At 68.9% G+C, this 12,744-nt stretch carries 9 protein-coding genes; 1 reads left to right on the top strand and 8 read right to left on the bottom strand.

Annotated features, from left to right (window positions below; all coding sequences use genetic code 11):
- Nucleotides 1–4,831 (bottom strand): AMP-binding protein (locus ACFV2X_RS54410; RefSeq protein ID WP_385631480.1); only part of this gene is annotated, 4,831 nt, incomplete at its 3' end.
- Between the two features lie 338 nt (nucleotides 4,832–5,169).
- Between ACFV2X_RS54410 and ACFV2X_RS54405 the strand changes: the two genes are divergently transcribed.
- Complete coding sequence (locus tag ACFV2X_RS54405; protein ID WP_385631478.1) at nucleotides 5,170–5,838, top strand: class I SAM-dependent methyltransferase; 669 nt, start codon at nucleotides 5,170–5,172, stop codon at nucleotides 5,836–5,838.
- Between the two features lie 58 nt (nucleotides 5,839–5,896).
- Here ACFV2X_RS54405 and ACFV2X_RS54400 read toward each other — a convergent pair whose 3' ends face one another.
- The 7 genes from ACFV2X_RS54400 to ACFV2X_RS54370 form a co-directional block, all read right to left on the bottom strand.
- Nucleotides 5,897–6,961, bottom strand: a complete 1,065-nt coding sequence (locus ACFV2X_RS54400; protein ID WP_385631475.1) for an HAD-IIIC family phosphatase — start codon at nucleotides 6,959–6,961, stop codon at nucleotides 5,897–5,899.
- Nucleotides 6,958–8,073, bottom strand: coding sequence for an acyl-CoA dehydrogenase family protein (locus ACFV2X_RS54395; protein ID WP_385631474.1), 1,116 nt, complete (start codon nucleotides 8,071–8,073; stop codon nucleotides 6,958–6,960). Before ACFV2X_RS54395 ends, ACFV2X_RS54400 begins: the two co-directional genes overlap by 4 nt.
- The gene (locus ACFV2X_RS54390) at nucleotides 8,066–8,335 is read right to left on the bottom strand and encodes an acyl carrier protein (RefSeq protein ID WP_385631471.1); all 270 of its coding nucleotides are present in this window, start codon (nucleotides 8,333–8,335) and stop codon (nucleotides 8,066–8,068) included. The genes ACFV2X_RS54395 and ACFV2X_RS54390 overlap by 8 nt, the downstream gene beginning before the upstream one ends.
- Nucleotides 8,332–9,192: a 3-hydroxyacyl-CoA dehydrogenase family protein gene (locus ACFV2X_RS54385; RefSeq protein ID WP_385631469.1), complete on the bottom strand. Its 861-nt coding sequence runs from the start codon at nucleotides 9,190–9,192 to the stop codon at nucleotides 8,332–8,334. The genes ACFV2X_RS54390 and ACFV2X_RS54385 overlap by 4 nt, the downstream gene beginning before the upstream one ends.
- A 131-nt stretch (nucleotides 9,193–9,323) precedes the next feature.
- Nucleotides 9,324–10,688 (bottom strand): crotonyl-CoA carboxylase/reductase, encoded by a 1,365-nt coding sequence (ccrA, locus tag ACFV2X_RS54380; RefSeq protein ID WP_385631466.1) that lies wholly within the window; start codon nucleotides 10,686–10,688, stop codon nucleotides 9,324–9,326.
- Nucleotides 10,689–10,793: 105 nt separating this feature from the next.
- Nucleotides 10,794–12,008 carry a LuxR C-terminal-related transcriptional regulator gene (locus ACFV2X_RS54375; protein WP_385631463.1) on the bottom strand — a complete coding sequence of 405 codons (1,215 nt, stop codon included), beginning with the start codon at nucleotides 12,006–12,008 and terminating at the stop codon, nucleotides 10,794–10,796.
- 431 nt (nucleotides 12,009–12,439) lie between these two features.
- The gene (locus ACFV2X_RS54370; RefSeq protein ID WP_385631460.1) at nucleotides 12,440–12,604 is read right to left on the bottom strand and encodes a hypothetical protein; all 165 of its coding nucleotides are present in this window, start codon (nucleotides 12,602–12,604) and stop codon (nucleotides 12,440–12,442) included.
- Nucleotides 12,605–12,744 lie beyond the last annotated feature (140 nt).

The raw sequence follows: 12,744 nt of genomic DNA, 5'->3' as shown, positions 1-12,744 counted from the left end.
GCAACACATCCACCAACGACCAATCCACCCACCGCTCCAACTCCACCGCACACTCCCCCACCCGCGCCGCAAACACCTCCGAACACTCCAACAACCCACGCCCCATACCAACCCACGGCGAACCCTGACCCGGAAACACCAACACAACCTTGCCGTCCCCACCCGACCTCACCCCACCACCAACAACCACCCCACGAACATCCTCACCACGAGCCAGCGCACCCAGCCCCGACAACGCCTCATCACGCGAACCCGCCACCACCACCGCACGCTCGGACAACACCGCACGCCGCGACACCAACGCCGCCGCAACCTCCGGCAGCACCACATCCGATGCGGAACCGACGAACGACGCAAGCCGCTGCGCCTGGCCGGTCAGCGAGACGGCCGTAGCCGCCGACACCACCAGGGGCACCACACCATCAACGGCATCCACCACCGGCTCAGACGCAGGCTCCGGGGAATGCTCCAGAATCAGGTGCGCATTCGTCCCGCTGAGGCCGAAAGACGAGACACCAGCGCGGCGCGGCCGGCCGGTCTCCGGCCAGGTGCGAGCCTCGGTCAGCACCTCGACGGCACCCGCCGACCAGTCCACCTGTGACGACGGAGTATCGGCATGCAGCGTCGCCGGCATCACGCCGTGCCGCAACGCCTCCACCATCTTGATCACACCAGCCACACCGGCGGCGGCCTGGGCATGCCCGAGGTTCGACTTCAGCGAGCCCAGCCACAATGGACGCTCGGGTTCCCGGTCCTGGCCGTACGTCGCCAGCAGCGCCTGCGCTTCGATGGGATCACCGAGCACCGTACCCGTGCCATGCCCCTCCACCACATCCACATCAGCCACCGACAAACCCGCACTGGCCAGCGCCTTACGAATCACCCGCTGCTGCGCAAGACCGCTCGGCGCCGTCAGACCATTTGACGCGCCGTCCTGACTGACCGCACTTCCACGGATCACCGCAAGGACCCGGTGCCCGTTGCGCCGCGCCTCCGACAGCCGCTCCAGGACCACGACACCCGCGCCCTCGGCCCAGCCCGTACCATCCGCGGCATCCGCGTACGACTTGCACCGGCCGTCCGAGGACAGTGCGCGTTGGCGTGAGAACTCCACGAACGTGGAGGGGTTCGCCATCACTGTCGCGCCACCCGCCAACGCCATGGAGCACTCGCCCTGACGCAGCGCCTGGGCCGCCAGGTGCATGGCCACGAGGGAGGATGAGCAGGCCGTGTCCACCGTGATCGCGGGGCCCTCGAAACCGAACACGTACGACACACGCCCGGATGCCACGCTCGACGCCGTGCCCGTCTCGCCGAAGCCCTCGAGTTCCGCCGGGGCCGCGCCCGATTGCCCGTACCCCTGTGCCATGAGACCTGAAAAGACCCCGACGTCAAGACCTTTCAACGTCCCGGGGTCGATCCCGGCCCGCTCCAGCGCCTCCCACGAGGTCTCCAGCAACAGCCGCTGCTGCGGATCCATGGCGAGCGCCTCACGCGGCGAGATCCCGAAGAAACCGGCGTCGAACAGGCCCGCCTCGCGTAGGAACCCGCCCTGATCGGCATACGACGTGCCGGTCTTCTCCGGGTCAGCATCGAACAGACTGTCCAGATCCCAGCCTCGGTCCTCCGGGAAGCCGGACACAACGTCCCGGCCCTCGCTGACCAGCCGCCACAGGTCCTGGGGGCTCGCCACACCGCCCGGAAGGCGGCACGCCATACCCACGATCGCAATCGGCTCCGCAGGGTCGGCGGCCCCTGTCGCCTCCCCGGCCGCCTCGTGCAGACCCAGGACCCTGGCCCGAAGGTGTCCGGCAAGGGCTTCGGGAGTCGGGTGGTCGAAGGTCACCGTGGCGGGCAGGCGCAGCCCGGTCCGTTTGGTCAGCCGGTTGCGCAGTTCGACGACGGCGAGGGAGCTGAGGCCGAGGTCGCGGAATGACCGGCCTGCCGGGGTGGGTTCGGCGCTCGTGTGGGTGTGGACGGAGGCAGCCTCCTGGCGGACCAGCTCGCCGAGCAGGGCGAGCTGGTCCCGCTCGACCAGGTCCGCAAGGCGCGCGCGTAGGGCGGCGGTGACCGTCTCGTCGGCCTGTGCTGTGGCGCGGGGATCCTGTTCGGTCAGGGTGTCGAGAAGGGTCTGCACTCGGTCGCCCGGGTTGATGGTGGTCGGCCAAAGTGCCATGAGGGCCGGGGTTCCGGTCTCGATGAGTGCGTCGAAGGCGCCGGGGCCCTCGTCCGGCCGGCCGAGGGCCAGCAGCGAGCCGGGCAGTCCGCGCAGTCGGCGGTCGCGGACCACGGCCTCGGTGAGGGCGGCGGTGACCACCGTCGGGGCAAGGCCGTCGGGCTGCGCGCCCAACAGTGCGGCAGCATCGGTCACCACCACGAACGCGGCGAGATCGTCGTCGGCGGTGAGGTCGTCCAGTGTTCGGGCGAGTTCGGGGTCGTCAGCGGTGTGCACGACCGCGGTCACCGGACCGGTCCTGGTCAGGGCCGCACAGAGCTCCAGCGGATTCGAGCCGTCGGCCACGACACGGACGATCTCCACGCCGTCCGCCGGTAGCTCGGCCCGGCCCCGGTCGTCGACGGTATCGGTTGCCTGGACGAGCACGAGGTGGCGCGTTCCGTGCACGGTGACCAGGTGCCGGGCGAGGGCCGCACCTGTCTTCGTGTCGGCACCTGTGACGATCACGGGGCCGTCGAGTGCCGGCGTGGCGGAATCCGGTCCGTCCACGACGGGGAGACGGACGAGCCTGGGCCGCAGCAGGTTCCCGTCCCGTACGGCGAGCTGGGGCAGGCCCGAGGCGACGGCGGCGATCAGCGCTTCGGCGTACTCGGACTCCGGGGTACAGGCTTCGACGTCGACGATTGTCAGCGGTGCGCCGTGACCCCCGTCGGCCTGTGCGGCCCGTGCGGCAGCCCACAGCGCAACTTCGGCGCGCTCTGGCGTCCCGTCCCGGTCGGTGACGCCCATCACGCCCCGGGTGAGGACGACGAGCCGGGGCCCCGTCCCCTCGGCCCATCCAGCACGGGCCGACATCAACGTGTCCGCGTCCGCCTCGACGAGGACAGTCACGTAGGTGGCCGCGTCAGGGGTGGTGCGTGACGTTGAAAGGTCGGCGTATTGCCGTACGTCGGCGACGCCGGCCTTCCGAAGAGCGGCGGCCAGGCCATCGGTGACGGCGTCCCGGCCCACCACCGCCCAGCGAAGCTCTTCCGGCACGTCGGAGGAGACTGCCGCCCCGCTCCAGTCCCTCAGCATCAGTCCCTCGTAGTGACCGTCGGCGGCGTATCGCAGCCGGGCCGGCAGGTCAGCGAGGAGGCGACGGATGACCTTCCCCGAGGCGGTCCTGGGGATGGTCCGGGCCTCATGTATGCGTTCGGGGAGCTTGTACGGGGAGAGCTGGGTGCGGCAATGGTCGAGCAGCCGGGTGAGGTCGACGCCGTCCGGACCAGGAACCACCCAGGCGACGGGGACCTCGCCGAGGGTGTCGTGGGGCATGCCCGCGACTGCGGCGTCGGCCACGCCCTCGGCCCCGCGCAGGGCGGCCTCGATCTCGTCGGGGTGGATGTTCTCGCCGCCGCGGATGATGACATCCTTGAGACGGCCGCAGATGGTGAAGTAGCCGGCTTCGTCGCGCCGGGCCAGGTCGCCGGTGTGGAACCAGCCGTCCTGCAAGACCTCGGCGGTGGCCTGCGGGTTGTTGTGGTAACCGACCATGACGTTCGGCCCGCTGACCCAGACCTCGCCCTCCTGCCCGGCGGGCACCTCCTGTCCGGTGCGGGGGTCGACGATCCGGACTCCGACACCGGGCACGGGGAGGCCGCAGGAGCCCTCGACCACGTGGCCGTCGGGCGGGTTGATGGTGATGGCGCCGCAGGTCTCGGTGCTGCCGTAGGCGTCGACGAGGGGGACGCCAAAGGCCGCCTCGAAGGAACGGCGCAGTCCGGGGCCGGTGACGGCACCGCCCACGAGGCCGATCCTCAGGTCGGGCAGAGACAGGCCGGTGCGGTGGGCGATGCCGACCAGGTGGTGGTAGGTGGTGGGGACGCCGGCCAGCAAGGTGGAATGGTTCTCGCGGAGAGCGGTCAGGATGTCGTCGGCCGAACTGCCGTCCATGATCCGGGCGGTGGCTCCGGAGACGGTGACCGACAGGACGCAGGCGATGTGCGACAGGCTGTGGAAGAGCGGCAGTGGCCACAGGACACGGTCATGCTCGGTGAGTCCGGGCACGGGAATGTAGCAGGAAGCCACGGAGTAGAGGCAGTTGCGCTGGGTGGACAGGACGCCCTTGGGGCGGCCGGTGGTGCCCGAGGTGTAGAACATCCAGGCCACCTCGTCCAGGCCGAGGTCATCCGGAGCTTCGGTGACGGGCTCGGTGGCGACGATTTCCTCGTACGCCACGGTGCCCGGGGGCAAGGTGTGTCCGGCTTCGGGGCCGAGGGCGTCGGCCACAACGACGGACACCTCGCGTATCGCTCGGGGAATCGACTGAAGAAATGTTTCGGCATTCGCGGTGCCGGTGAGGGCGAGCGTCGCTGCGCTGTCGGCCAGGAGGTATTTCATTTCCGCCGGGGCGGCCTGCGGGTTGATCGGTACGCCGATGCCGCCGGCCCGTACCACGGCGAGGTAGCTCTCCACCATCGCGACCGAGTTGCCGAGACACAGAGCCACCCGGTCGCCGCGCCGGACACCGAGGCCGACCAGGTGACCGGCCAGTCTCCGCGTCCGTGCGTCGAGTTCTCCGTAGGTGACCGCGTGCCGGTCGTCCTCGAAAGCGATCTTGTCCGGGAACCGGCCCGCGTTCTCCCTCAGGATGACCGATAGCGGGGTGATCAAGTCGGGAAACACCTTGGCTCGATTCTCCTTCCGGCTTTCTCCATGCGGGGGCGAGTCGACTCGGAGGCCCTTCACAAAGAACACGGATTCCTTTGCCGGCAAGGGAATCTCGTCGTTCGGCGGGCGCGCAGGCATCAGGCTGCTTCGCGAAGATCAAGCTCCGCCCTGAACGACACTAGACAGGACGACCTGCGCGTGGCATCCCTTGGTCTGGTAGCTCCCGCCCGAAGGCATGAGACCCGTGACAGTGTCATGTAGATTTCGAAAGCATTCGCGGCCCGCGGCTGTCACAGCCGGTTCTGCCCGGTGAGCCGCTTGTACCGGATGGAGAGCACCGCATGGCCGATCAGCTGACCCTGAGCCCACCACTCCTGGCCTATATTCGCGACTTCTCTCTACGGGAGGACGACGTCCTGCGTGAGCTGCGGGAGGAGACGGCCGAGTTGCCTGGCGGAACTGCCCTGCAAATAAACCCGGAGGAGGGGCAGTTCCTCGCCCTGCTGGTGCGGATCACAGGCGCGGCCGACGTGCTGGAGCTGGGCACCTACACGGGCTACAGCGCCCTGTGCATGGCGCGGGCGCTGCAAGCCGACGGGCACTTGGTGACCTGTGACATCACCGATCGCTGGTCGTCTATCGGCATGCCTTACTGGAAGCGGGCGGGGGTGGCCGACCGCGTGGAGCAGCGCGTCGGGGACGCGGTCGCCGTCCTCGGGGAGCTGCTCGCCGAGCGGGGTCCGGCCAGCTTCGACCTGGTGTTCGTCGATGCGGACAAGGCCAACTACCCCCGGTACTACGAGCAGTCGCTGGAGCTGGTGCGGCCCGGCGGTCTGATCGTCGTGGACAACACGCTGTTCTTCGGGCGGGTCGCCGACCCGGCCTTCGCGGACGCAGACACCGAGGGGGTCCGGGTACTGAACGCCCTGCTGCGGGACGACGACCGTGTGGAGGTGAGCATGCTCACCGTCGCCGACGGTGTCACGCTCGCCCGCCGTAAAGGGGCCTGACCGACACGTGCCTCGGGGCTGTGACGACCGATGTCGTCACAGCCCCGAGGCACATTGGTCACGCGCCGGAGGTCTCCAGGCGCATCGTGGTCGGCGCCGGTCTCGGATCGGCCACGAGATGGAGCCGCTCGACGTCCCGGCCTGCGTCATCCAGGACCTCGACGCAGGAGCAGGGTGACTCCTCGAAGCCTGCGAAGCGGTAGGCGACCTCCATCATGCGGTTACGGTCCGTGCGCCGGAAGTCGGCCACCACGTGTGCTCCGGCGGCGGACGCCCGGTCCACCAGCCAGTTCAGGATCACCGATCCCGCGCCGAAGGAGACCACCCGGCACGAGGTCGCCAGCAGCTTCAGATGCCACAGGTCCGGGTGCTTCTCCAGCAGGATCACTCCGACCGCGCCGTGCGGCCCGAATCGGTCGGTGAGGGTGGTGACCAGCACTTCGTGCGCGGGGTCGGCCATCAGCGCACGCAGGGTGTCGTGGGAGTAGTGGACGCCCGTGGCATTCATCTGGCTTGTGCGCAGGGTCAGTTCCTCGACCCGGGTGAGGTCCTCCGGGGTGGCCCGGCCGATTCCCATGACAAGCTCCAGGCTGCGCAGGAACTCCTCGTCGGGTCCTTCGAAGGCATCCCGTTCGGCGTCCCTGCGGAAGCCGGCCTGGTACATGGCGCGGCGGCGCCGGGAGTCCACGGTGCTGACGGCGGGGCTGAACTCGGCCAGGCCGGGGAGGGTGCGGGCGGCGTCGGCGGGATAGCAGCGGACGTCGGGCAGGTGGTAGGTGACCTCGGCGCGTTCGGCCGGCTGGTCGTCGATGAAGGCGATGGTGCGGTGGGCGAAGTTCAGGCGCTGCGCGATCCGTTCCACCGCCTTGGACTTGGGCCCCCAGCCGATCTCCGGCAGGACGAAGTACTCGGCGATCCCGAGCTGTTCCAGCCGGGCCCACGCCTGGTCGTGGTCGTTGCGGCTGCACACCGACTGGAGGATGCCGCGGGAGTCGAGTTCCGTGACCACGGCGCGGATCCCGTCGTCCAGCAGGACCTGGCCGTCCTCCAGAAGGGTGCCGTTCCACAGGGTGTTGTCGAGGTCCCACACCAGGCACTTCACGATGACCGGGACGTCGCTCATGACGCTCCCACGGTGGCAAGCGCGTGCTGGGCGAGCATCAGTTCACACATCTCATTACTGCCTTCGATGATCTCCATGAGTTTGGCGTCCCGGTAGGCGCGGGCCACCACATGACCGTCCCTTGCGCCCGCCGAGGCCATGACCTGGACGGCGATGGCGGCTCCGCGGGCGGCCTGCACCGCGCTGACGTGTTTGGCGAGCACGGTGGCGCTTACCATGTCGGGCGTTCCGTCGTCCCAGCAGCGGCTCGCGTGCTCGCAGGCGCGGGTGGCGGTCTGCTCGGCGACGTAGAGCTCGGCCACGTGACGGGCGACGAGCTGGTGGGAGGCGAGCGGCGCGCCGAACTGGTGCCGCGAGGCGGCGTGGGAGGCGACCGCTGCCAGACAGGCGCGCAGGATGCCGGCACAGCCCCAGGCGACCGAGATACGGCCGTACGCGAGTGCGGTGGTCACCAGCAGCGGGATGGACAGTCCGTCGCCGCCGAGCAGGTGGTCGGCGGGGACCCGTACTTCTTGCAGGGTCACTTCGGCGTGGCCCGCGGCGCGGCAGCCCATCGGGTCTGCGACCCTTCGCACCCGGACACCGGGCGTGTCGGCAGGGATCACGACGGCGGCGGCTCCCTCGCCGTAGCGTCCGAAGACGACGAGCAGGTCGGCGTAGTGGGCGGCGGTTACCCAGACCTTGTGACCGTCGACGACCAGGGTGTCGCCCTCGCTGCGAATGGTGGTGCGGATGGCCGACAGGTCGCTGCCGGCCTGGGGTTCGCTGAAGCCCACGGCGGCGAGCTCGCCGGAGGTCAGGCGGGGCAGATAGGTGCGGCACTGGGCCGTGGTGCCGAGGCGTTCGATGGTCCAGGCGGCCATGCCCTGGGAGGTCATGACGCTTCGCAGGGAGCTGCACAGGCTGCCGACGTGCGCGGTGAACTCCCCGCCGGCGAGGCTGCTCCAGCCCGGGCCGCCGTACTCGGTCGCGACGCCGGCGCACAGTTGGCCTGTCGCGCCGAGTTCACGCAGCAGCGGCTCGGGGATCAGGCCGTCCAGGTCCCAGCCCCCTGCCCGGTCACCGACCAGGGCGGCGACGGAGGCGGCCCCGTCGGCGAACTCATCACTCACCGCCGTCTCCGGTCGCGCCCTGGAGCCGGCGGACCAGGGTCGCCATGCTCCTGACGGTGCGGAAGTTGTCCAGCCTCAGATCCTTGCCGCGGACCGAGACGCCGTACGTTTTCTCCAGGTGTACGACGATCTCCATCGCGAAGAGCGAGGACAGACCGCCGGAGGCGAAGAGGTCGGCGTCCTCCTGCCACACCTTCCTGGTCCGGCTGTGGAGAAAATCCAGGAGTTCCTGTTCGGTGGTGCTCTCCGGTGACACGGTCACGACATATCTCCCTGGTAGGTGTAGAAGCCCCGGCCGGATTTACGGCCGATGTCACCGGCCCGCACCTTCTCCAGGAGAAGGTCGCAGGGCAGACAGCCCGGGTCCCCGGTGCGCTCGTGAAGCACCCGGAGTGAGTCGACAAGGTTGTCGATGCCGATGAGATCCGCGGTGCGCAGCGGGCCGGTGGCGTGGCCGAGGCAGCCCTGCATGAGGGTGTCGACATCCTCGACGGTCGCGGTGCCCTCCTGAACCACGCGGGCGGCGTTGTTGATCATGGGATGGAGCAGTCTGCTGGTCACGAATCCCGGCGCGTCCCGCACTACGACCGGCTGCCGACGCAGCGCGCCGAGAAGGGAGTGGATGGCAGCCAGGGCCTGCTCGCCGGTGCGGGCGCCGCGGATCACCTCCACGGTGCGGATCAGATAGGGCGGGTTCATGAAATGGGTGCCGATGACCTCCGCCGGACGTGCGGCCGCCGAAGCGAGTTCGTCGATGGGAATGGAGGAGGTGTTGGACACCAGGACCGTGCCGGGCGCCACCACGGCGGAGACCTCGGTAAGGACCTTCTCCTTGATGTCCGCGTCCTCCGTGACGGCCTCGACGACGGCGGTGGCACCGGCGGCGTCGGCAAGGTGGCCGCTGGTGGTCACGGTCACCCCGGGGGCGTGCTCGGGCAGTGCGCCCATGAGTCGGGCCAGGCGCAGTTCCCCGGCGATCCTGGACTCGGCGGCGGCGAGTTTCGCGTCGTTCACGTCGATGAGGGTGACAGGGACGCCGTGGCCGACCGCCAACGTCGCGATGCTCGCGCCCATGACGCCGGCACCGAGGACGACAAGGTAATGGTGTGGTTGCTGCATATCGGCCGCCTACTGGCTTTGGGGTCAGGATGGTGCCGGGCAGGACAGAGTCCAGCCAGTCGGCCGGACCGTCCGGACTCCGCGGCGAGGGTGAGCGCGTGAACCACAAGCGCGCCGGACGGGCTCATGGGTCATGAAGTGACTCCTGGCCAATCAGTGTGACTGTCCTGGAAGCGGGTGATCTGCGGTAGCAGCCGCGCCCGCATGGCGTGATCGGTTACCCCGAGGCCGCGTTCGGGAGCGAGAGCGAGCACGCCCACCTTCCCGCTGTGCTGGTTACGGTGCACGGCGTCGACCGCCCGACCGGTTTCGTGCAACCTGTAGGTCCTGGACAACGTGGGGTGAACCATTCCCTTGATGATGAGGCGGTTGGCCTCCCACGCCTCCCGATAGTTGGCGAAGTGGGTGCCGATCACCCGTTTGAGGTTCATCCACAGGTAACGGTTGTCGAATGCGTGGTCGTACCCGGACGTGGAAGCGCAGGTCACAATGGTGCCGCCACGCCGGGCCACGTAAATGCTGGCGCCGAAGGTCTCCCGGCCCGGGTGCTCGAAGACGATGTCGGGGTCCTCGCCGCCGGTCAGCTCGCGGATCTGCGACCCGAAGCGGCGCCACTCCCTGGGGTCGGGCGTGGACTCGTCTCGCCAGAAGCGGTACCCCTCGGCCGACCGGTTGATGACGATCTCGGCCCCCATCGAGCGGACCAGGTCAGCCTTGGCCTCACTGGAGACGACGCAGACGGGGATACCTCCGCCGTTGAGCACGATCTGAGTGGCGTACGACCCGAGCCCGCCGGCCGCGCCCCAGATCAGCACGACGTCGCCCTGCTTCATGGCAGCACCGTTGCGGGAGACCAACTGACGGTATGCGGTCGAGTTCACCAGCTGTGAGCACGCCGCTTCCTCCCATGTGAGATGGGCCGGCTTGGGCATCAGCTGATTGGCCTTGACAAGGGCGATCTCCGCCAGCCCGCCGTAGTTCGTCTCGAAGCCCCAGATCCGCTGCTCGGGGTCGAGCATGCTGTCGCCATGACCGTCCGCGTCGTTCAGCTCGACGGAGAGACAGTGCGCGACCACCTCGGAGCCCGGCTTGAACTTGTGAACCCCGGCACCGACACGCAAGACGACGCCGGACAGGTCCGAGCCGATGACATGGAACGGCTGGTCGTGGCGGGCCGCCTCCGGTGCGGTGCGGGCGTACCGGGACAGGAAGCGGAAGGTCGGGACGGGCTCGAAGAGCGCGCTCCACACCGTGTTGTAGTTGATGCTGCTGGCCATGACCGCCACCAGCACCTCGCCGGGCCCCGGTTCCGGTGTGGGTACGTCGAAGAGATGCAGCGAGTCGCTCGGGCCGCGGCAGGTGTCCTCGGCCCCGGCATACTTCTCCGCCTCCTCGGCCAGCAATACGACGCCCCGGTAGTGCTCGGGTAGCGGCAGAGCCGCGAAGTCCTCACTGGTGGCCGTACCGGACATGATGGCATCGAGGATTTCTTTCACTGCGTTCCTTCCAGGGCGGGCCGACGGCAAGGGACAACACGGCTTCCCTCGCTGGACGCTACGTGCGGACCCGCCGCCACAGCATCCCTCATATTGGTAGAGCGGCTACCCGGCCTTCCGGGCCATGGGCCGGACGAGGAAGTCCTTCCCCGGACCCGCCGAGCCGGTCGTCGCCCCCTCCACCAGGATTCGGTTCCAGGAGCGGGCCAGTTCTACCCGGGAGGTCACGTCGAGCTTGCGAAAAATCTTCTTGAGGTGGAACGCCACCGTGTGCGGAGAGATATAGAGCTGGCTGCCCACTCTGCTGTTCGTGAGGCCCTCGCTGACGAGCTCGGCCACCGCGAACTCGGTGTCGGTGAGCTGACTGATCTGAGTCGGGCTACGGGCCGGTCGGCCGCCGTGGTCGTCGAGTTCACGCAGTCGGCTTTGCACCCGCGCCAGATCCCTGGAGGCCCCCGAGCCCAGATAGGCGCCGGCCGCGCGCCTGAGCAGGTCCACCGCCTGGCCGCGTTCGGCGACACGCTCCGAACGCACCCGGCTCGCGTCCTCCAGAGCGGACGCGCGGGCCCACGGATCCAAGTGCCGCTCGGACACAGCCTCCAGGGCATCCGCATCGCGTGCGTACAGCCCGGAGGCATGCTCGGCCGACGCTCGGACGCTGCGGAAACTGCGGTTCATCACGGCGAGCCGGTGCATGACGCCGACGACGCGCCCGGCAAGATCGTTATCGCCGAGTCGCTGTCCGGCCCTGACCAGCCAGGGGGCCGCGGCCGGCTGAGACACCAATAACTCACGGATGAGCACGTCGTGACGGAGAACGCCCTTCAGGAGATGAGCCACGCTCTCCACGCCGTCACGAGCCTCCAGAGCCTGGGCAGCCGCCCAGACACACTGCCCCGGAATGAGGTTCTCCTGCCCGAGCAGCGCCGCGTCCCGCAGGTGGTTGGCATACAGCAATCCGGTCGTCAGGTCCAAGGCGCGGATAGAGCACACGGCCATGACCACGTGTCCCCGCGGCAAGAGCCCACGGTCCCCAGTCTGAGCCGCCAGCCGCAGCCCCGCGTCAGCAGCCGCCACCGCCCTGGTGAGCTGACCCCCGGCCAGGGAGATCTCCGCCTCGCAGATCAGCAGTGCGGCCTGCACCTCCGGCCGGTGCGGTCGCTGGACATCGGACTGCTCGCCGGCGAGCAACCGTGCGGCGGACCGGAGGCCGCGGACGCGTGTCAGCAGCGTCGCATACCAGATGCTCGCCTCAAACGACGGGTCACGGCCGAGGAACTCACACGAATCCCGTTTCGAAGCGGCGGCGGCCAGCCTCATGCTCCTGCCAAGCCGTCCTTCGAGCCAGAAAGACGCTGATTGGGCTATAAAACGACCTCGCTCGGAGGACGATAGGTACATCATTTCTTTCTCAATTCAGACGCACTGAGCACTTACGATGCGACGCGCACCTTGCTGTGGGAGGACCACCGGATGATGTGCCGCGGGGGTATTGATCCGAGACGCTTTGAGTTCAGGATCGTTGACTGTGCGTGAGCGTCGGTCCGGGCCGTGGACAACTGGCCGTCGCACAGGTGAGCATCAGGTGCTGTACGGGGCCGAGCAGGCCGCTGTGCAGCAGGAGGGGTCCTTCTCCGGTGCCGCCAGGCAGGTCTCCACCGGCGGGGCATCGGGGGCAGGTGGGCGAGGTCGGGGTGGGAGTAGGCGCCCGTGATGTTGAGGGGGCGATGCCGTGACCGGAGGCAACTGGTTCAAACTTCTCCTCCAGCGAGGACTGCCCACCGCGCCCTGGCGTCGAGGACGGGCTCACCGCCGAGATCGGCGCGGGCGTGGTGTGGCGGCTGCTGACCGGACGGCTGGGGTGTGGAACTGCTGTGGTCGGCGAGTTCGGCGAGTTGGCGGGGTCTCCAGGCCACGGCTGTTCCCTTCAGGTGTCGTCGACCGACGTGTCGTCGGCCCAGATGTCTTCGGCGTGGTCACGGGTGCGTGAGCCGGCGCCGGTGATCGGCCTCCGACAGCCCGCCCCACCGCCGTGCAGCTCCCGGTGGGCCAGGGC

It is taken from the genome of Streptomyces sp. NPDC059679 (assembly GCF_042734105.1).
Lineage (GTDB): Bacteria > Actinomycetota > Actinomycetes > Streptomycetales > Streptomycetaceae > Streptomyces.
This window is presented reverse-complemented; position numbering and strand designations above follow the sequence as displayed.